This is a genomic window from Pantoea sp. C8B4 (assembly GCF_051336905.1).
Classification (GTDB): Bacteria; Pseudomonadota; Gammaproteobacteria; order Enterobacterales; family Enterobacteriaceae; genus Pantoea; species Pantoea rwandensis_B.
In genome coordinates, this window is the sequence record NZ_JBGMNK010000027.1 from 1 (window position 1) to 20339 (window position 20339).

Genomic DNA, 20339 nt, shown 5'->3' on the forward strand with positions numbered 1-20339 from the left:
TTACGTCCGGAGACGCTGATATCAATCCTGCGAGTGCCCACACAGATTGTCTGATAAATTGTTAAAGAGCGGTGCAAACAGCGCGTTAGCTTGCTGTTGCGAGGTGGCGTATATTACGCTTTCCTCCTTCAGAGTCAAACACTTTTTTCAGTATTTTTCTCTGGCGGGATGAATCACTTCACTCCCTGCTGAGCCGTCTGCGTTGCCGCTTTGCCGTCTCAGTGGTGGCGCAGTATAGGGATTTCTGATGGACTGACAAGCGTTAATTTAAAGTTTTTGCATGACCGCTCACTCTTTAACCCAAACGTTGCAAAATCGACCTAAATCTTGTGAAACACCATAAAAAAACGGGCCCGAAGGCCCGTTAAAGTCACATCGCATTACTGATGCGCCACAATGATGTCGTCTTTTACATCCATCTCAATGGTTTTACCCGGGACAAAAGCACCAGAAAGAATCTTCTGCGCCAACGGGTTTTCGATCTGCTGTTGGATAGCGCGTTTTAATGGGCGCGCACCGTAAACGGGATCGTAACCATTTTCGCCAAGCAGTTTGAGCGCGGCATCAGAGATATGCAATTGATAACCACGCTCCTCGAGGCGCTGATACAACCGCTGCAGCTGAATCTGCGCGATGGAGGCAATGTGCTGTTCTCCCAATGGATGGAACACCACCACCTCATCAATACGGTTAATGAATTCTGGGCGGAAATGCGAACCTACCACCGTCATCACCATATCTTTCATTTCCGGATAGTCCAACGCACCGAAACGTTCCTGGATCAGATCTGACCCAAGGTTAGAGGTCATAATGACCACGGTATTACGGAAATCGACCGTACGTCCCTGGCCATCGGTCAAGCGCCCATCATCCAATACCTGCAACAAGATGTTGAAGACATCCGGGTGAGCCTTTTCGACTTCATCCAGCAGAATCACGGAATAAGGGCGACGACGAACAGCTTCTGTCAGATAACCGCCCTCTTCATAACCGACATAGCCCGGAGGTGCACCCACTAAACGTGACACCGAGTGTTTTTCCATAAACTCGGACATATCAATACGCACCATGGCATCGTCGCTGTCGAACAAGAAGTTAGCTAGCGCTTTACTCAGTTCGGTTTTACCAACACCGGTTGGTCCAAGGAACAGGAACGAGCCAATGGGGCGATTAGGATCGGACAGACCCGCACGACTACGACGAATTGCATTTGATACTGCATCAACAGCTTCGTTCTGGCCAATCACTCGCGCATGCAGCTCTTGCTCCATTCGCAGCAATTTCTCACGCTCGCCTTCCATCATTCGTGCCACTGGAATGCCGGTCCAGCGTGCTAGCACGTCGGCAATTTCCACATCTGTTACGCGGTTACGTAACAGTTTCATGGTTTTACCTTCTGACTGCGTGGCAATAGCGAGCTGCTTTTCCAGCTCTGGAATTTTGCCGTATTGCAGTTCAGACATTTGCCCCAGGTCACCAGTACGTCGCGCCTGCTCCATCGCCAGACGAGCCTGCTCCAGTTCCGCCTTAATGTTCTGCGTACCCGTCAGAGAGGCTTTTTCCGCTTTCCACTCTTCTTCCAGCTCAGCGTATTCACGCTCTTTCTGATCGAGTTCCGTTTCCAGCATCTCCAGACGTTTGATACTGGCATCGTCCGACTCTTTCTTCAGCGCCTGCTGTTCCAGCTTTAACTGGATGATGCGGCGCTCCAGACGATCCAACGATTCCGGTTTCGAATCCATCTGCAAACGAATGCTTGATGCTGCCTCATCGATCAAGTCAATGGCCTTATCTGGCAGCTGGCGATCGGAGATATAGCGGTGCGACAGCGTTGCTGCAGCCACAATCGCCGGATCCGTAATCTGCACATGGTGGTGCAGTTCATAGCGCTCTTTCAGGCCTCGCAGAATAGCAATGGTATCTTCCACACTCGGCTCAGCCACAAAGACTTTCTGGAAACGGCGCTCCAGTGCGGCATCTTTTTCGATGAACTGACGATACTCATTCAGCGTGGTGGCACCAACGCAGTGCAACTCACCGCGCGCTAATGCGGGCTTCAGCATGTTACCGGCATCCATCGCACCATCAGCTTTACCCGCACCGACCATGGTGTGCAGTTCGTCGATAAACAGAATAACGTTGCCTTCCTGTTTTGCCAGATCGCTCAGCACACCTTTCAGGCGCTCTTCGAATTCGCCGCGATATTTAGCGCCCGCCACCAGCGCCCCCATGTCCAGTGCTAACACGCGACGGCCTTTCAGGCCTTCGGGCACTTCACCATTGATAATGCGCTGCGCTAACCCTTCGGCAATCGCGGTTTTACCCACGCCGGGCTCCCCAATTAATACCGGGTTGTTTTTAGTACGGCGCTGCAAAACCTGAATGGTGCGACGAATCTCTTCATCACGACCAATTACCGGATCTAACTTGCCCAGTTCGGCGCGCTCAGTCAGATCGATGGTGTATTTTTTTAAAGCCTGGCGCTGATCTTCAGCCCCTTGATCGTTCACGTTCTCTCCTCCCCGCAATTGCTCGATGGCCTTGGTGAGTTTTTCGGTGGTTGCACCAGCAGACTTCAATAGGTCCGCCAGCGAACCACGAGAGTCGAGGGCCGCCAGAACAAATAATTCAGATGATATAAAGTTGTCGCCGCGCTTTTGCGCGAGTTTGTCGCACAGATTCAGAGCCCGAATGAGATCGGCTGAAGGCTGTACGTCGCCATCCGTACCTTCTACCTGCGGCAGTCGGTTGATAGCTTGTTCGATGCTGGTACGCAGACCAGCCACATCGGCACCTGCTGCGCTAAGCAACGGACGCACCGATCCGCCTTCCTGATTCAGCAATGCGCTCATCAAGTGAAGGGGTTCAATGAATTGATTGTCGTGTCCCAGAGCAAGGGACTGAGCATCGGCAAGGGCCAACTGGAATTTATTAGTAAGACGATCCAGACGCATGATTCCTCCAATACAGGTCAAAATGCTACTGGAGATTAAATGAGGTCATCCCTCAAATATTTCAAGGTTAATGACCTGTATTGCGAACAAAAAATACGCTACTGGATCGTCTTGCGGCGTAAGATTATCTCAGCCAAATCAAAGTTGCCATACGCCCGGTGATTCCATCTCGTCGGTAGGAGAAAAAATCATTGGCTTCGGTGAAAGTGCAACGCTGTGAACCACTGATAGAATGCACTCCAGCGGCCTGAAGCCGCTGACGCGCTAACTGCCAGATATTCGCAAAATATTTGTCACCAACCTGGCGAAAAGCCGCATCGGCTTGTACATCGTGCGCCAAAAAGGCTTCTCGCACCTCTGCACCAACTTCAAATGCCTGAGGGCCGATGGCGGGTCCAAGCCAGACGTGGATCTCACGGGCTGGTGAGCGAAACTGCTGCAGCGTCTGTTCCAGCACGCCGTTACACAGACCACGCCAGCCAGCGTGAGCAGCGGCCACTTCACTGCCATCATCACTGCAAAACAACACCGGCAAGCAATCTGCCGTCATGATGGCGCAAACGACGCCGGATTCGCGGGTGATGGCCGCATCTGCATTGGGGAGTAATTCGTCCGCAGGCAAACGTACAACGTCCTGGCCATGCACCTGATTAAGCCACTGCGGCATGGCGGGCAGCAGCTTATCTTTCAAATGCTGACGATTTTGCAAGACATGCGTTTCAGCATCGCCAACGTGCGCCCCAAGATTCAGCGAATTCCAGGGCGCAGCGCTAACACCGCCATGTCGCAAGGTGGAACATGCCTGAACGCGCTGCGGTGCAGGCCAGTCAGGAATGATCCACTCACTCATAGCCAATCCATTTGATCGCGGAACTCATGAGTATCGGCTTTCAACGCGTCAATCAGATCGACCATGTCTTGCGGCAACGGCGCATGCCATTCCATCTCAATGCCGGTGATGGGATGGTAAAGACGCAGCATGGTGGCGTGCAGAGCCTGACGGTCAAAACCGCGCAGCGCAGCAATGAACGCATCGGATGCACCTTTAGGCGGACGCGGACGGCCGCCGTACAGCGGATCACCCACTAATGGATGGTTGATATGCGCCATGTGCACACGAATCTGGTGAGTACGACCCGTTTCCAGACGCAGACGCAGACGCGTGTGAGCACGGAAATGCTCCATGATGCGATAATGCGTGGTTGCGGGTTTACCCATAGGGTGTACCGCCATGTGCGTGCGTTTGGTGGAGTGGCGCGCCATCGGCTCATTAACCGTGCCGCCTGCCGTCATGGTGCCAATCGCAACCGCTTCATATTCACGGGTAATCTCGCGCAGCTGTAGCGTTTCCACCAGGTGCGTCTGAGCGGGAACGGTCTTCGCCACCACCATCAAACCGGTTGTGTCTTTATCAAGACGATGGACGATCCCGGCACGCGGGACGTCGGCAATCGGTGGGTAATGATAAAGCAGCGCATTCAGGACCGTACCATCCGGATTACCTGCCCCAGGATGCACCACCAGGCCACGCGGTTTGTTGATGACCAGAATATCATCGTCTTCATAAACGATGTTCAGGGGAATGTTTTGCGCTTCCCAGCGCTGCGCTTCTTCGATTTCAGCATCGATAGACACCTGCTCACCGCCGAAAACTTTCTCTTTCGGTTTATCGATGATGGTGCCGTTGACGCTGACGCGACGCTCAAGGATCCATTCTTTTATGCGGGAACGTGAATAATCAGGGAACAATTCCGCCAAAGTCTGATCTAAGCGTTGTCCAAGCTGTGCTTCGGACACCGTTGCGGTGAGTTGAACTTGTTGTGCCATATACAGCTTCTTCGTTAACGTTGGGTTTTCACGGCGATGCCGTTTAATATAATGTGCTATCGTACCAGGTCATAACCGGGAGCTATACGGACAGCTTCCGCTACAACACTTTGAGGATAATCATTTCGTCATGACGCGTATGAAACATCTGGTGGCTGCTGCCACATTGAGCCTGAGCCTGGCTCTGGTGGGTTGTTCCGGCTCATCGGATCCCGTTCCGGACAGCCCGCCATCTGAAATTTACGCTACAGCCCAGCAAAAGCTGCAGGACGGTAACTTTAAAGCGGCGATTAAGCAACTGGAAGCACTGGATAACCGCTACCCGTTTGGCCCTTATTCGCAGCAAGTACAGCTGGATTTAATCTACGCGTATTACAAAAATGCCGATCTGCCACTGGCGCAAGCCGCTATCGCTCGCTTTATGCGCCTGAATCCGACTCATCCAAACATCGATTACGTCATCTATATGAAAGGCCTGACGGATATGGCGTTGGATGACTCTGCACTGCAGGGCTTCTTCGGTATCGATCGTTCAGATCGTGATCCGACGCACGCTCGTGATGCTTTCCGTGACTTCTCCCAGTTACTGCGCAGCTATCCGAACAGCCAGTATGCTGAGGATGCGCAGAAACGTTTAGCCTACCTGAAAGAGCGTCTGGCGAAGTATGAACTCTCGGTGGCGCAATTCTATACCAAGCGCGGGGCCTATGTCGCCGTTGTTAACCGTGTTGAAGGGATGATGAAAGATTTCCCTGATACTGAAGCGACGCACAAAGCGCTGCCGCTGATGGAAAATGCCTACCGCCAGCTGCAGCTGACGGCAGAAGCGGACAAAGTGGCGAAGATCATCGCGACCAATAATCAGTCCTGATTTTGCTACCAATAAAAAAGCAGCCTTAATGGCTGCTTTTTTTTGCCGAAAATTCAGCCATATTGCTGATTCTACGCTGCGGTTAACTCATCAATCTTGCTCTTTTCATCCCTGCCCTTCAAGCATTTTCGGCGATTTTATGAGCCTTTCTCACAATTCATTGGCATTGACAAAAAGTGACATTTCAATGTGATCCAGATCACACTTTTTCCTGATTTACGCGGTATGCTGGTCCTACCCAGACGGAAATGACAGAGAGGTTTAACTATGATTCTGAACATTACCAGCAAACAAATGGAAATCACTGCGGCTATCCGCAACCATGTCGAAGACCGTCTCGCCAAGCTGGAAAAGTGGCAAACTCACCTGATAAATCCGCACATCGTGTTATCGAAAGAGCCGAAAGAATTCGTGGCTGATGCCACCATTAACACACCTAACGGCACGCTGGTTGCCAGCGCGAAACACGAAGATATGTACACGGCTATCAACGATCTGATTGCCAAGCTGGAGCGACAACTTAATAAGGCGCAGCACAAACCTGAAGCGCGCCGCGCAACCAGCAGTATGAAAGATTTCACCCCTGCGGGATAAATAGACCTTTTCCAGTAACGCGCCTGCGGGCGCGTTTTTTATTGACAGCTTTAAATCACTGCGGTTACTCTCAATCCACTTTATTGCTGGAATCACACATGAAACATCTACCGTTCTTCTTCGCATTCTTTTTTACCTTCCCCTGATTGGGAGGCGATTCGTCATGTGAAAATGAATGCGAAGACGAACAACAAAGCCTCCCAAACGGGAGGCTTTTTTATTGGACATTTTACAGGTGAGCCCTATGAATCCCGAAAATCCACTGCTGGCATTACGCGATAAGATCAGCGCCGTTGATGAAAAACTTTTAACGCTGTTATCTGAACGTCGTTCGCTGGCGGTTGAAGTGGCGCAAGCAAAGCTCGCGACCCATCGCCCTATTCGCGATGTTGAGCGTGAACGCGCTCTGCTGGAAAATCTGATCTCACTCGGTAAAAAGCATCAGCTTGATGCGCACTACATTACCCGCCTGTTCCAACTGGTGATTGAAGATTCGGTGCTGACTCAGCAAGCGCTGCTGCAGAAAAACTTAAACCATCCGCACGCGCACGCACCACGCATTGCATTTCTGGGTCCTAAAGGTTCGTACTCTCACCTCGCAGCACGTAAATACGCCACACGTCATTTTGATTCAATGGTTGAGATGGGCTGTCTGAAATTCCACGACATCATCCATCAGGTGGAGAGTGGTCAGGCAGATTACGCCGTGATGCCGATCGAAAATACCAGCTCAGGCTCGATTAACGATGTCTATGACCTGCTGCAGCAGACGACGCTCTCCATCGTTGGTGAGCTGACCATCCCTATCGAACACTGTGTGCTGGTCAACGGCAATACCGACTTACAGCAAATAGAAACGGTTTATAGCCATCCTCAGCCATTCCAGCAGTGCAGCCAGTTCATCAATCGTTTCCCACAATGGAAAATCGAATATACCGAAAGCACCGCAGCGGCAATGGAAAAGGTCGCGGCGATGAATTCACCAAAAGTGGCGGCTCTGGGCAGTGAAGCGGGTGGTGAGCTTTATGGTCTGCAGGTGTTAGAACGGAATTTAGCTAACCAGCAACAAAACCATACCCGCTTCATTGTGCTGGCACGTAAGCCGATTGAAGTTTCTGGACAGGTACCAGCCAAAACCACATTGATTATGGCAACCGGTCAGCAAGCTGGTGCACTGGTTGAGGCTCTGCTGGTGCTGCGTAATCATAATCTGATCATGAGCAAACTAGAAAACCGCCCAATTAACGGCAACCCGTGGGAAGAGATGTTTTACATTGATGTGCAGGGCAATCTGCAATCGGAGAACATGCAGCTGGCGTTGAAAGAGCTGCGTGATTTGACGCGCTCTCTGAAAGTACTCGGCTGCTATCCGGGTGAAAATGTTGTTCCGGTGGAACCGCGACTGTAAATGAAAAAGGCATCCTTGCGGATGCCTTCTCTTTTATTGCCGGCTATCGTTAGCCGAACGCAACATGCTTCGGCTCTCTACCAGGAAGCGTTGAGCGTAATCGCCAAACCAATGCGCGACACCTTCAAAACTCTTGATGAACGCCTGTTTATCACCTTGCTCCAGCAATTTGATTGCATCACCAAAGCGCTGGTAATAACGCTTAATCAGCGCCAGATTACTCTCCGAAGACATGATGATGTCTGCGTAAAGCTGTGGATCCTGAGCAAACAGTCGACCAACCATCGCCAGTTCCAGGCGATAAATCGGTGAGGACAGCGCCAACAGTTGATCAAGGTTGACGTTCTCTTCCGCTAAATGCAAACCATAGGCAAAAGTGGCAAAGTGACGCAGCGCCTGGATAAAGGCCATGTTCTGGTCATGCTCGACCGCGCTGATGCGATGTAAGCGCGCGCCCCAAACCTGAATCTGCTCAAGGAACCACTGGTAGGCCTCCGGCTGACGGCCATCACACCACACCACCACCTGCTTCGCCAGGCTACCGCTATCCGGGCCAAACATGGGATGCAAACCGAGAACAGGGCCGGTATGCGCCGCCAGCATCGCCTGCAATGGGCGATTCTTCACCGATGCAAGATCAACCAGAATGCAGTCTTCCGGCAGTGTTGGTAATTCGGCGATGATCTGCTCGGTCAGATGAATTGGCACACTGATGATGACCATGCCCGCATCTTTGAGTAGCTCTTCAGAACGATCCCAATCACCCTTGTCCAGAATGCGGACCTGGTAACCTGACAGATTGAGCATCTTTTCAAACAAGCGCCCCATCTGGCCACGCCCACCAACAATCACCACCGGGCGCAGCGTCGGACAGAGCGTTTTGAAGCCTTTGTCGTTTTCATGCGCATAAGACTCACGCATCAGGCGACGTAAGACATCCTCAATCAGATCCGGCGAAACGCCGAGCACTTCAGCTTCCTGACGACGTGAAGCCAACATGCTGGCTTCACGTTCTGGCACATAAATCGGCAAACCATAACGGCTTTTGACCTCGCCTACTTCAGCTACCAGCTCAAGGCGTTTGGCTAATAGCCCAAGCAGGGCTTTATCGACTTCATCAATTTGATCGCGTAGCGCGGTCAGTTCAGCCACCATGACTCTTTATTCCTCGTGTGACAGACGTGCCGACAGCACTCCCTGCAGATCCTGATGGATTTCACGCAGCAAGGTTTCCGTGGTTTCCCAGTTGATGCAGGCATCCGTGACGGAAACACCGTATTTCATTTCGCTACGTGGCTGCTCAGAAGACTGATTGCCTTCGTGAATATTGCTTTCCAGCATCAGGCCAATAATGGAACGATTTCCATCTTTAATCTGCGCAATAGCCGATTCGGCTACACCAGGCTGACGGCGGTAGTCTTTATTAGAATTACCATGGCTGCAATCTATCATTAAGGCTGGGCGCAGTCCCGCTTTCAGCATCTCTTTTTCACACTGCGCAACATCTTCAGGGCCGTAGTTAGGCGCTTTCCCACCACGCAGGATCACGTGGCCATCCGGGTTGCCTTGAGTCTGTAACAGGCAAACCTGTCCCGCCTGATTGATGCCGACAAAACGGTGCGGCATCGCGGCGGCGCGCATGGCGTTGATCGCCGTGCCCAGGCTGCCATCAGTGCCGTTTTTGAAGCCGACAGGCATTGATAAACCAGAAGCCATCTCGCGGTGTGTTTGCGACTCAGTAGTACGGGCACCGATCGCAGACCAGCTAAACAGATCGCCGAGGTATTGTGGGCTGTTAGGATCCAGCGCTTCAGTTGCCAGCGGCAGACCCATTTCCACCAGGTTCACCAGAAGCTGACGCGCAATGTGCAGCCCGGCTTCCATATCAAATGAGTTGTTCATGTAAGGATCGTTGATCAGCCCCTTCCAGCCAACGGTGGTACGGGGTTTTTCAAAATAAACGCGCATAACGATGTACAGCTGATCCTTCAACTGTGCAGAGAGAGTTTGCAGCTGACGAGCGTATTCAAGTGCCGCTTCGGTATCGTGGATTGAACAAGGACCACAGACCACCAGCAGGCGCGGATCGCGGCCAGCAATAATATCGGCAATAGTCTGGCGAGAAGCGGCAATCTGCGCTTCTTGCGCCGCAGTGAGCGGGAACTTCGCTTTCAGCTCTTGCGGGGTAATTAAAATCTGTTCGTCGGCGATATGGACATTGTTCAGCGCGTCTTTCTGCATGATGGCGATCCTTTTTACTCGTTTATGCGGTTTGGGATCCTCACTGAGGATGGCGCTTACTGTACCACAACATGTACATCTTGCAATCCATGAATGTACACTTTTATTACCACCATTGATAAGGACCATGAAAACAAAACAATAAACACATTAAATACATGAAGTTAATTAAATAACACCCATATAATGCAAAGCAGTTTATGTAAACTAAATTTTACACTATGCTTTTATTGAACAAATGCCAACACCCTCTTTTTCCATTAACATTTTGTTATTCATCGTTTTCCAGGATCTTAGGATGCCAACCTCCAATATCACCCTACGTCCTTTCGTTCTACAGGATGCTGGCGCCTTTACTGCGGCGGTTAATCAGTCTCTCAACAGCCTGCTGCCATGGATGGTTTGGGCGCATCACGATTATCGGGAAGAGGAAGCTGCTAGCTGGATTAATTTCACCTATCTGCAGCGCAGAAACGGTGAAGCGGAAGAGTTCGCCATTGTCGATAGCAATGATCGGTTACTCGGCGGCGCAGGCATCAGATTCGCACAGCGGCCTGGGGAATTTAGTGCATTAGGCTATTGGGTTCGCAGCAATGCACAAAGGCAAGGTGTCGCAACACATGCAGTGGCTCAATTGGTGGACTTTGGCTTCAAGCACGCGCATATCCCCTTACTGGAGATTATCGCTGCTGAGGAGAATCATGCCAGCCGTGCCGTGGCATTGCGCAGTGGGTTTGAGTTTATCGATTACCGCTATGGTTTAATCATTCTTGATAGCGGTCCAGTGAATAGCGCGATTTACCATCTTAAGCGGCCATAAAAAAAGGGGCTGGCCCTTAGGCCAACCCCTTGTTTGCTATTAACTTTGGGATGTCGCTTACGCGCCCAGACGCTCTTTGATACGAGCTGACTTACCGGTACGCTCACGCAGGTAGTACAGTTTGGCTTTACGTACAGCACCACGACGTTTGACAGAAATGCTGTCAATTACTGGAGAGTGAGTCTGGAAGACACGCTCAACGCCTTCGCCGTTTGAAATCTTACGAACAGTGAATGCAGAGTGCAGACCGCGGTTACGAATAGCGATAACCACGCCCTCGAATGCCTGCAGACGTTTCTTAGAACCTTCAACGACCCATACTTTCACTTCCACGGAATCACCCGGACGGAATGAAGGTACGTCCTGCTTCATCTGCTCTTGTTCAAGTTGCTTGATAATGTTGCTCATAATTAAATCTCTATATCCTGGGTAAACTGATAGTCAGGGAAGATTACTCTTCCACCTGATGGTTTTGTTGCTGCTGATGTTCCCTTTGGAACTCATTTAGCAACCGTGCTTGCTCTTCAGTCAGAGCCAGGTTTTCCAGAAGTTCAGGTCTTCTTAGCCAGGTACGGCCTAGCGACTGTTTCAGGCGCCAGCGGCGAATATCGGCATGGTTGCCCGACAGTAAGACTGGCGGAACCTCCATCCCTTCTAACACTTCAGGTCGGGTGTAGTGCGGGCAATCCAGTAAACCATCCGAGAACGAATCCTCATCGGCTGACGCCTGCTTGCCCAATACGCCGGGGATAAACCGGGCGACTGAATCAATCAACGTCATGGCTGGTAGCTCACCACCACTGAGTACGTAATCACCGATTGACCATTCTTCATCAATCTCAGTGTGAATCACGCGCTCATCAATCCCTTCATAACGACCACACACCAGAATCAACTTCTGGTTGGTCGCCAGTTCGCAAACGCCCTGTTGGTCCAGTTTGCGACCCTGAGGTGAAAGATAAATCACCCTGGCACCTTCTCCCGCCGCCGCTTTCGCTGCGTGGATAGCATCCCGTAAGGGTTGCACCATCATCAACATTCCCGGTCCGCCGCCGTAAGGACGTTCATCCACGGTACGGTGCCGGTCGTGCGCGAAGTCACGAGGACTCCAGCTTTGAATGTTGAGCAGGCCATTTTTTACTGCCCGGCCAGTTACCCCGTACTCGGTAATAGCGCGAAACATCTCTGGAAACAGGCTAATAACACCAATCCACATCGCGTTCGCCGTTACGTTACCGGATTGTCCGGAGATCAAAAACCAGGATCCCAATCTACTTCAATCGTGCCAGTAGAGAGATCGACTTTCTTGATAACCTGTTCATCAAGAAACGGGATTAACCGCTCTTGAGCACCGAATGCATCTTTCAGGTTTGCCTTAACGACGAGAACGTCGTTCGAACCGGTTTCCATCAAATCAATGACTTTGCCCATTTCGTAACCGTCGAGGTTTACCACTTTGCAACCCATAAGGTCTTTCCAGTAGTAATCACCCTCTTCCAGCGCTGGCAGCTGAGCAGAATCAACCGTAATTTCGCAATTGGTTAACTGTGCCGCAGCGTCCCGATCGTCAATGCCTTTGACTTTGATGATCAGGTCCTGATTGTGGTGCTTCCAACCTTCCAGTTCGACCTGCTGCCATTTACCGGCGCGCTGGATGAACCAAGGTTGGTAGTCGAAGATGCTTTCAGCGTCTTCAGTGGAGGAAAACACTTTGAGCCAACCTCGAATGCCGTAAGCGGCCCCCATTTTGCCCAATACAATTGGGTTAACGAGAGGCTGTGCGGCAGGTTTAATGCTCATGCTAACCACCGTGACAGATTAAGCTGCTTTTTTTGCTTCTTTGATCAGCGCGTTAACGCGATCAGAAAGCGTTGCGCCCTGGCCAACCCAGTGCTCAATACGGTCCAGATCCAGACGCAGACCTTCAGCCTGACCAGAAGCGATCGGGTTGAAGAAACCTACGCGCTCGATGAAACGACCATTACGCGCATTGCGGCTGTCAGTAACGACGACCTGATAGAACGGACGCTTTTTCGCGCCGTGACGTGCCAAACGAATTGTAACCATAACATCCTCATTAGTTAATAAAGCGCTCGGGTTCCATCGAGGGATGGAACCCGAGCGCAATATAAAAAGCCCGAAAATTTTACTCATTTTGGCGAAAAAAGCAACCTGAGCGTGTTAATTTTCTGGCTGTGTGCCGCTCGCCTTAGCGACCGGGGAATCCGGGCGGCATCATACCTTTCATGCCACGCATCATTTTGGCCATGCCACCCTTCTTCATTTTCTTCATCATGCGCTGCATGTCGTCGAACTGTTTCAATAAACGGTTAACGTCCTGCACCTGCATACCTGAACCGGTGGCAATACGGCGCTTGCGTGAGCCCTTGATGATTTCCGGTTTCTGACGCTCTTTGGTGGTCATCGAATTGATGATCGCCTCCATACGCACCAGCACTTTGTCATCCATCTGCGACTTCACGTTGTCTGGCAACTGACCCATGCCCGGCAGCTTACCCATCAGGCTGGCCATGCCGCCCATGTTGCGCATTTGCTTCAGCTGGTCGAGGAAGTCGTTGAGATCAAAGCCATCACCGGTTTTGAGTTTCTTCGCCAGCTTCTCCGCCTGTTCGCGGTCAACTTTGCTCTCGATATCTTCGATCAGCGACAGTACGTCGCCCATGCCGAGGATGCGTGAGGCGATACGGTCTGGATAAAACGCTTCCAGTGCTTCCGTCTTCTCACCCATACCCATGAATTTAATCGGCTTGCCGGTGATATGACGAATTGAAAGCGCTGCACCACCGCGCGCATCACCATCCACTTTCGTCAGAATCACACCGGTCAGAGGCAGCGCTTCATTGAAGGCTTTTGCCGTGTTTGCCGCATCCTGACCGGTCATGGCATCGACCACAAACAAGGTTTCCACCGGATTGATCGCGGCGTGCACCTGTTTGATCTCGTCCATCATCGCTTCATCAACGTGCAGACGACCGGCGGTATCCACCAGCAGCACGTCGTAGAATTGCAGCTTCGCTTCTTTCAGGGCGTTCTTAACGATGTCGACAGGCTTTTGGCTCAGATCGGAAGGACAGAAGTCCACGCCAACCTGCTGCGCCAGTGTTTCCAGCTGTTTAATCGCCGCCGGGCGATAAACGTCGGCAGAAACCACCAGCACTTTCTTCTTATGTTTCTCGCGCAGGAACTTACCCAGCTTCGCCACGCTCGTGGTTTTACCCGCCCCCTGCAGGCCCGCCATCAACACCACAGCCGGCGGCTGTGCGTTCAGATTGAGCGCATTATTTTCTGCACCCATTGCCGCAACCAGCTCGTTGCGAACAATTTTGATAAATTCCTGGCCAGGCGTCAGGCTTTTGTTTACATCCTGCCCTACCGCCGCTTCTTTCACGCGGTTGATGAACTCACGCACGACCGGCAGCGCAACGTCCGCTTCCAGCAATGCCATGCGCACTTCACGCAAGGTGTCTTTAATGTTGTCTTCGGTCAGCCTTCCGCGGCCGCTGATGTTGCGCAGGGATTGCGACAAACGATCGGTTAAATTATCAAACATGCTCTCTCACTTAGGACCGTAGCGAGGCCGCCTGGGCGGCACAATGCGGCGGATTATAGCACGAAGCCACAGCGATCTCTGCAATTGACCTTCAGATCGTTTGGAGCCTGATGCAGCTGGCGCTATACTGGTTTTTTCCTTATCTGACCGACACCTGAAAGGATCTATGTTCGTTTTCGCGATCGTGGCGCTGTTCGCCTACTCCCTCAGTCTTGCATTGATTATCCCCAGCCTTCTGAAACGCAACGGTGGCTGGCGTCGTTTTGCCGTGCTTTCAGCTTGCGTCGCGTTGATTGCCCATGCGGTTGCACTGCAACAACGCATTTTTGCCGTCGATAACGGACAAAACCTCAGTCTGCTAAACATCGGTTCGCTGGTGAGTCTGCTGATCTGCGCGATCATGACCATCGTCGCATCGCGCAATCGCGGTTGGTTACTGCTGCCGATTGTCTACGGCTTTGCCTTGATTAACCTCGCCTTCGCCACCTTTGTGCCGAATGCCTTTATTACCCATCTCGAAACCACGCCGGGCATGATGATCCATATTGGCCTGTCGCTGTTTGCCTACGCCACGCTGATTATCGCAGCACTGTATGCGCTGCAGCTGGCATGGATTGATTACCAGTTAAAAAATAAGAAACTGGCTTTCACCCAGGATATGCCGCCGCTGCTGAGTATTGAGCGTAAGATGTTTCATATCACGCAAATTGGTGTCGTGCTGTTGACGCTGGTGCTGTGCACCGGGCTGTTCTTCATGCATAACCTGTTTAGCGCGGAGAATGTCGATAAAGCGGTACTGTCCATTCTTGCCTGGTTTGTTTATATCGTTCTGCTCTGGGGACACTATCACGAGGGCTGGCGCGGACGTCGCGTCGTCTGGTTTAACTGCGGCGGTGCACTGCTGCTGACCATGGCCTACTTCGGCAGTCGCGTGCTTCAGCACCTGCTCACTTCTCACTAAAGGAATTTTTGCGTTGGAACATGTTTCAACCACCACGCTGATCGTTACGCTGGTCATCATGGTGCTGGTCTCTGCGTACTTCTCCGGTTCAGAGACCGGCATGATGACGCTCAATCGTTATAAATTGCGCCACAAAGCCAAAAGCGGTAATCGCGCGGCTCGTCGTGTCGAAAAACTTTTACGCCGTCCTGATCGCTTAATCAGCCTGGTGCTGATAGGCAACAACCTCGTGAATATCCTGGCTTCCGCATTGGGTACCATTGTCGGTATGCGTCTTTACGGCGATGCAGGTGTGGCAATTGCCACCGGGATCCTGACTTTTGTGGTGCTGGTGTTTGCTGAAGTGCTGCCGAAAACCATTGCGGCGCTTTACCCCGAAAAAGTTGCCTATCCCAGCAGTGTGCTGCTGGCGCCGCTGCAGTATGTGATGCTGCCTTTGGTCTGGCTGCTCAACACCATTACCCGCATTCTGATGCGCATGGTTGGTATCAAAACGGAAGGCTCCATTAGTTCAGCCCTGAGTAAGGAAGAACTGCGTACCATTGTCTATGAGTCACGCTCGCTGATGTCACGTCGTAATCAGGACATGCTGCTGTCGGTGCTGGATCTGGAAAAGGTCAGCGTTGATGACATCATGGTGCCACGCAATGAAATTGTCGGCATTAACGTCAACGACGACTGGAAATCGATTGTTCGCCAACTGAGTAACTCGCCGCATGGCCGGATCGTGCTGTTCCGCGATTCGCTGGATGATTCGGTTGGCATGCTGCGCGTGCGTGAAGCCTGGCGCATGATGACCGAGAAAAAAGAGTTCAACAAAGATCGCCTGCTGCGCGCCGCTGATGAAATTTACTATGTGCCGGAAGGTACACCGCTGAATGTTCAGCTGGTGAAATTCCAGCGTAATAAGAAGAAAGTCGGCTTAGTGGTCGATGAATATGGTGACATCAAAGGACTGGTGACCATTGAAGACATTCTGGAAGAGATTGTTGGCGACTTTACGACGTCCATGTCTCCCTCGCTGGCGGAAGAAGTGATGCCGCAGAATGATGGCTCAGTGCTGATTGAAGGCAGCGCCAACGTGCGTGAAATCAATAAAGCCTTCAACTGGACGTTACCTGAAGACGAAGCACGCACCATCAATGGCATGCTGCTGGAAGCGCTGGAAGAGATTCCGTTGGTCGATACACGCGTGAAAATCGGTAAGTACGATGTGGATATCCTCGACGTGCAAGACAACATGGTGAAGCAGGTGCGCATTACCCCGCATCATCCGCTGAAATCCTCCATCGGTTCCTGAAGCCAAAAAAAACGCCGCGAACATCGCGGCGTTTTCATTTCTGCTCAGACAGGCACTAGATGTGCAGCTCTTTCAGCTTCTCAGCCGGCAGTTTCAGATCTTCATTACGGTTCACGCCAATCTCATGCGCCAACACGTTACGCGCAATCTGCTGCGCTTCGTCGAGTGAGTGTAGCTTGTAGCTACCACACTGGTATTCATTCAGTTCCGGGATTTGGCTCTGTTCTTTCACTTTCAGAACATCTTCCATCGCCCCTTTCCACGCTTTCGCTACGCGCTGCTCGTCTGGTTCACCAATCAGGCTCATGTAGAAGCCGGTGCGGCAGCCCATTGGCGAGATATCAACGATTTCCACGCCATCACCATTGAGGTGATTACGCATAAAGCCAGCGAACAGGTGCTCCAGCGTATGGATGCCGCGCTCAGTCAGAATATCGATATTCGGACGGCAGAAACGCAGGTCAAAAACGGTGATGGTATCGCCATGCGGAGTGTTCATGGTTTTTGCAACGCGCACAGCGGGTGCGCCCATGATGGTGTGATCAACAGTAAAACTATCCAGTAGTGGCATACGTCACCTCCTGTTTTGAGATTTTTTTTAAAACGATGAAACTTTTCCGTTCGCCCAACGTCTGAATATATGAAAGACGCGCATTTGTTATCATCATCCCTGACAACAGAGATGTTAATTTTGGCCACAATGATGTGGCCATTTTCTTTTTTAGCCTTCGCGACCTGCCAGATAACTTTCGAAATCCAGCGTATCACTCTGTTCCAGCTTTTCCTGCGCCTGTACCGATTCCAACGCCTGACGACTAAAGTCATCTTCGGTCAAAATCTCTAACGGCTCTTCACACAGCAGATGGCGATACTGTTCAGCCAGTGCCACACCTGCGCCGGTTAAGCCATTTTCTTTGATGGCATGCAGAATACGCGCTGAATAGGTTAGCTCAGGATCATCAAACGATGCCACCAGTTGATCGCAAACCTGTTGATATTGCGTGCTGCCATAATTGCTGTCGAGCACCTCGGCAACACGACGAAGATCGGCAAACAGGGCTTTACCTACATCAACCAGCGGATGTTCTGTATCGCTACAACCTACACCAATCACCTGGCCCGGCTTACGTCCTTCCATAACCACGCGGTTCCAGTTTTTGCGGCTGCATAACAGCTCGTCAGAACTCATCTCAGGAGCATCCGCCAGGGTACACCAAATCAGGAACAGGTCGAGGAAACGCGCCTGATTAGCGTCCACGCCAATGGCAGAGAACGGGTTGATATCCAGAGAACGCACTTCGATGTACTCGATACCACCGCGTAACAATGCATCAGAAGGCGCTTCGCCCGAACGCGTCACACGTTTTGGACGAATAGGTGCATACAGTTCGTTTTCAATCTGCAACACGTTGGTGTTCAGCTGCAGCCAGTTGCCGTCTGCATCTTTGGTGCCCATGGCCGCATACTCTTCTGACGGCGTCTTGATCGCCGCTTTCAGCGCAGCAACGTAACCGTCGAGCGAGTTAAAAGTGATGCCCAAACCGCTTTGCGACTTGTTGGTGTAGCCTAAATCACTGAGGCGCAGCGAAGTGGCATACGGCAGCCACAAGGTGCCTTTGCCGTCCGTTTCAAAGGGTAATTTGCTTTCACGTCCCTGCAGGAACGATGAACAGATCGCTGGGGATGCACCGAACAGATAAGGGATCACCCAACCAAAACGATAATAGTTGCGGATCAAACGCAGATATCCGGCAGAAATGGTCTCTTTGCCGCTTTCCGCATCTTTTACATCCGCCCACTCCTGCCAGAACGACAGTGGCAGCGAGAAGTTATAATGCACACCTGAGATAATCTGCATCAGTGCGCTGTAGCGATTTTTCAGTCCCTGCCGATAGAGGGTTTTCATCTTGCCGATGTTAGAGCTGCCATATTGCGCCAGCTCAATGCTATCAACATCTTCAACATAACCCGGCATACTGAACGGCCACATGCGTTCCTGACCTAACTCTCGCGCAGTGTGGCGGTGAATATCACGCAGGAAAGCCAGTGACCGATCAATGCTTTGATCGACAGGCGTAATGAACTCCAGCAGCGTTTCGGCAAAATCAGTGGTAATCCAACTGTGCTTCAGCGCTGAACCCAGGGATTCAGGATGTCCGGTGGTTGCCAGGTGACCATTTGGATTAACGCGCAAAGTCTCGCGTTCAATGCCACGGCCGATACCCTTCAACGCGTCGGGATGCGCTTCCAACCAGGAAAGCGCTTTTGATACGTCCGGGATCACATTAACCTCCCGCTGTGCGAATAATTTATTTTTGTTCAGCATAATGTTAACCGTAGCCTCGAATCTGTGCGAATCAATGCCACCATTGCATTGTTTGTAATGTGGCGGTCGCGATAACGATATAACGCAGCGTTTTACCGATGGCGAGGAACAGCACCGAGGGCAGCCAGGCAAAGCGCAACCAGCCTGCAAGCACGCAAAGCAGGTCGCCCACTACCGGCAGCCAGCTTAAAAGCAGCGCTGCAGGACCCAATCGATGTAACCACGTCATTGCTGTGTCATGCCATCGCCCCTGCCCTTTTGGCGGCATGAGGCGACCAAGAATAATGTTGGTCAGGCCACCCAGCGTGTTTCCCACTGATGCGGCCAATAACAATCCATAGATCGAACCCTTTTGGGCGATCAGCAAAGCAATCAGCACAGCCTCTGAACTTCCTGGAAGGAGAGTGGCACTCAGAAAGCTACTGCCGAATAACGATCCATAGGTCAGAATTTCATTCACAGTAAACGGACATCAACCACATCCATGCCCGCGGCTCGCGCCGCCTGAACACCAAAGTCAGCATCTTCAAATACCACACAGCGTTCAGGTGCCACGCCTATTAACTCGGCGCAGCGTAAAAAAGTATCAGGTTGGGGTTTATGGCGCTGCACATCATCCGCGCCGACAACGGCATCAAACAGATGATAGACACCCAAGGCTTCAAGCAGAGCCTTTGCCAGGCTATGTTCACTGCCGGTACCCACTGCCATGGGACGACGACCGTGATACGCTTTCACCACGTCCATCAACGGTAAAGGGCGTACATCATCCAGCAACATCGCCTTGAGCGCTTCGGTTTTCTCTGCGGCCAGCAAATGAGGATCATGCTTAGCATTGTTCTGCTCAAGAATGTACTGCGCCAGCTGCCAGGTGGGTGCGCCATTAAAACTCACCATTTTTTTCTCATCCATGGTGAAACCGTAACGGCTCAGCACCTGCTGCCAGGCTTTTCGATGTGTCGGCTCAGTATCCAGGATTGTGCCGTCCATATCGAAAATCAGGGCATCATATTGGTCGTACATTGTCACTCCATCGAGCACCACAAAATGAGCCATTACTTTAGCGTAATGCGCTTAGGTTGTCGCCAGGTGTGCTTAACAGCAAATGCTTTGAAAGCATTAGCTATTTTTGTTTTCGGAAAAAGGTCAGGTAGCCATACCGGGGATAAATGGCGGTTATATAAGTGGTTTTTGTGTGATGAAGAAAAATGGGAAGTAAATTCAGAAAGCGGGTGTTGATTGTTTCTAACAGGAGATGGTGCATCCAGGAGGATTACTCGGCTTTCGCCTCGCCCTTTGGGCCGTTGCTGAAGCAACGTTATTCTCTTTAGTGCGGCCTGAACGTTTACCACGTCATGACACACTGAGGCACTTTCCATATTCGAAAATATGGTGCATCCAGGAGGATTCGAACCTCCGACCGCTCGGTTCGTAGCCGAGTACTCTATCCAGCTGAGCTATGGATG

General features: G+C 51.5%; 21 protein-coding genes and 1 other annotated feature. Of the genes, 7 read left to right on the forward strand and 14 right to left on the reverse strand.

Features of this window, described 5'->3' with window-relative positions; all coding sequences use genetic code 11:
- Positions 1-380: 380 nt before the first annotated feature.
- The 3 genes from clpB to rluD form a co-directional block, all read right to left on the reverse strand.
- A complete protein-coding gene (clpB, locus tag ACCW76_RS20470) occupies positions 381-2954 on the reverse strand; it encodes an ATP-dependent chaperone ClpB (protein ID WP_045833747.1) in 2574 nt (857 codons plus the stop codon).
- A gap of 124 nt (positions 2955-3078) precedes the next feature.
- A complete protein-coding gene (yfiH, locus tag ACCW76_RS20475) occupies positions 3079-3804 on the reverse strand; it encodes a purine nucleoside phosphorylase YfiH (protein WP_436339958.1) in 726 nt (241 codons plus the stop codon).
- The gene (gene rluD, locus ACCW76_RS20480) at positions 3801-4781 is read right to left on the reverse strand and encodes a 23S rRNA pseudouridine(1911/1915/1917) synthase RluD (protein ID WP_034822248.1); all 981 of its coding nucleotides are present in this window, start codon (positions 4779-4781) and stop codon (positions 3801-3803) included. The genes yfiH and rluD overlap by 4 nt, the downstream gene beginning before the upstream one ends.
- A gap of 130 nt (positions 4782-4911) precedes the next feature.
- On the opposite strand from rluD, the gene bamD reads away from it, so the two are divergent.
- The 4 genes from bamD (at position 4912) to pheA (ending at position 7654) form a co-directional block, all read left to right on the forward strand.
- Positions 4912-5652, forward strand: a complete 741-nt coding sequence (bamD, locus tag ACCW76_RS20485) for an outer membrane protein assembly factor BamD (RefSeq protein WP_034822246.1) — start codon at positions 4912-4914, stop codon at positions 5650-5652.
- Between the two features lie 267 nt (positions 5653-5919).
- A complete protein-coding gene (gene raiA / locus ACCW76_RS20490; RefSeq protein ID WP_034822244.1) occupies positions 5920-6246 on the forward strand; it encodes a ribosome-associated translation inhibitor RaiA in 327 nt (108 codons plus the stop codon).
- Between the two features lie 97 nt (positions 6247-6343).
- Positions 6344-6468, forward strand: a sequence feature (Phe leader region).
- Positions 6345-6392 carry a pheA operon leader peptide PheL gene (gene pheL / locus ACCW76_RS20495; RefSeq protein WP_100703679.1) on the forward strand — a complete coding sequence of 16 codons (48 nt, stop codon included), beginning with the start codon at positions 6345-6347 and terminating at the stop codon, positions 6390-6392. It overlaps the preceding feature by 48 nt.
- Before the next feature lie 22 nt (positions 6469-6490).
- Positions 6491-7654 (forward strand): bifunctional chorismate mutase/prephenate dehydratase, encoded by a 1164-nt coding sequence (pheA, locus tag ACCW76_RS20500; protein ID WP_038645247.1) that lies wholly within the window; start codon positions 6491-6493, stop codon positions 7652-7654.
- Positions 7655-7687: 33 nt separating this feature from the next.
- Here the strand turns inward: pheA and tyrA are convergent, their stop codons facing one another.
- Entirely contained in the window at positions 7688-8809 is a 1122-nt protein-coding gene (tyrA, locus tag ACCW76_RS20505; protein WP_038645245.1) for a bifunctional chorismate mutase/prephenate dehydrogenase, read from the reverse strand.
- 6 nt (positions 8810-8815) lie between these two features.
- Positions 8816-9895 carry a 3-deoxy-7-phosphoheptulonate synthase gene (locus ACCW76_RS20510; protein WP_034822238.1) on the reverse strand — a complete coding sequence of 360 codons (1080 nt, stop codon included), beginning with the start codon at positions 9893-9895 and terminating at the stop codon, positions 8816-8818.
- Positions 9896-10193: 298 nt separating this feature from the next.
- Between ACCW76_RS20510 and ACCW76_RS20515 the strand changes: the two genes are divergently transcribed.
- Positions 10194-10715, forward strand: a complete 522-nt coding sequence (locus tag ACCW76_RS20515; protein ID WP_436339960.1) for a GNAT family N-acetyltransferase — start codon at positions 10194-10196, stop codon at positions 10713-10715.
- A gap of 57 nt (positions 10716-10772) precedes the next feature.
- Here ACCW76_RS20515 and rplS read toward each other — a convergent pair whose 3' ends face one another.
- The 5 genes from rplS to ffh all read right to left on the reverse strand — a co-directional run bounded on the left by rplS (position 10773) and on the right by ffh (position 14286).
- A complete protein-coding gene (gene rplS, locus ACCW76_RS20520) occupies positions 10773-11123 on the reverse strand; it encodes a 50S ribosomal protein L19 (protein ID WP_034822234.1) in 351 nt (116 codons plus the stop codon).
- Between the two features lie 43 nt (positions 11124-11166).
- Positions 11167-11931: a tRNA (guanosine(37)-N1)-methyltransferase TrmD gene (gene trmD, locus ACCW76_RS20525; RefSeq protein ID WP_045816445.1), complete on the reverse strand. Its 765-nt coding sequence runs from the start codon at positions 11929-11931 to the stop codon at positions 11167-11169.
- 35 nt (positions 11932-11966) lie between these two features.
- Positions 11967-12515, reverse strand: coding sequence for a ribosome maturation factor RimM (rimM, locus tag ACCW76_RS20530; RefSeq protein WP_034822227.1), 549 nt, complete (start codon positions 12513-12515; stop codon positions 11967-11969).
- A gap of 18 nt (positions 12516-12533) precedes the next feature.
- Positions 12534-12782, reverse strand: a complete 249-nt coding sequence (gene rpsP, locus ACCW76_RS20535; protein ID WP_007893313.1) for a 30S ribosomal protein S16 — start codon at positions 12780-12782, stop codon at positions 12534-12536.
- A gap of 142 nt (positions 12783-12924) precedes the next feature.
- A complete protein-coding gene (gene ffh, locus ACCW76_RS20540; RefSeq protein ID WP_034822223.1) occupies positions 12925-14286 on the reverse strand; it encodes a signal recognition particle protein in 1362 nt (453 codons plus the stop codon).
- A 166-nt stretch (positions 14287-14452) separates the two neighbouring features.
- On the opposite strand from ffh, the gene ACCW76_RS20545 reads away from it, so the two are divergent.
- Both ACCW76_RS20545 and ACCW76_RS20550 read left to right on the forward strand, forming a co-directional pair.
- Positions 14453-15247, forward strand: a complete 795-nt coding sequence (locus ACCW76_RS20545; RefSeq protein ID WP_038645240.1) for a cytochrome C assembly family protein — start codon at positions 14453-14455, stop codon at positions 15245-15247.
- Between the two features lie 13 nt (positions 15248-15260).
- The gene (locus tag ACCW76_RS20550; protein ID WP_045816444.1) at positions 15261-16547 is read left to right on the forward strand and encodes an HlyC/CorC family transporter; all 1287 of its coding nucleotides are present in this window, start codon (positions 15261-15263) and stop codon (positions 16545-16547) included.
- A gap of 55 nt (positions 16548-16602) precedes the next feature.
- Here ACCW76_RS20550 and luxS read toward each other — a convergent pair whose 3' ends face one another.
- From luxS to yqaB, 4 genes are all read right to left on the reverse strand, one after another.
- Complete coding sequence (gene luxS / locus ACCW76_RS20555) at positions 16603-17118, reverse strand: S-ribosylhomocysteine lyase (RefSeq protein ID WP_034822217.1); 516 nt, start codon at positions 17116-17118, stop codon at positions 16603-16605.
- Between the two features lie 150 nt (positions 17119-17268).
- Positions 17269-18873, reverse strand: a complete 1605-nt coding sequence (gshA, locus tag ACCW76_RS20560; RefSeq protein WP_034822215.1) for a glutamate--cysteine ligase — start codon at positions 18871-18873, stop codon at positions 17269-17271.
- Positions 18874-18904: 31 nt separating this feature from the next.
- Positions 18905-19333, reverse strand: coding sequence for a YqaA family protein (locus ACCW76_RS20565; RefSeq protein ID WP_034822213.1), 429 nt, complete (start codon positions 19331-19333; stop codon positions 18905-18907).
- Positions 19330-19896 (reverse strand): fructose-1-phosphate/6-phosphogluconate phosphatase, encoded by a 567-nt coding sequence (gene yqaB / locus ACCW76_RS20570; RefSeq protein WP_436339962.1) that lies wholly within the window; start codon positions 19894-19896, stop codon positions 19330-19332. Before yqaB ends, ACCW76_RS20565 begins: the two co-directional genes overlap by 4 nt.
- Positions 19897-20339: the final 443 nt, after the last annotated feature.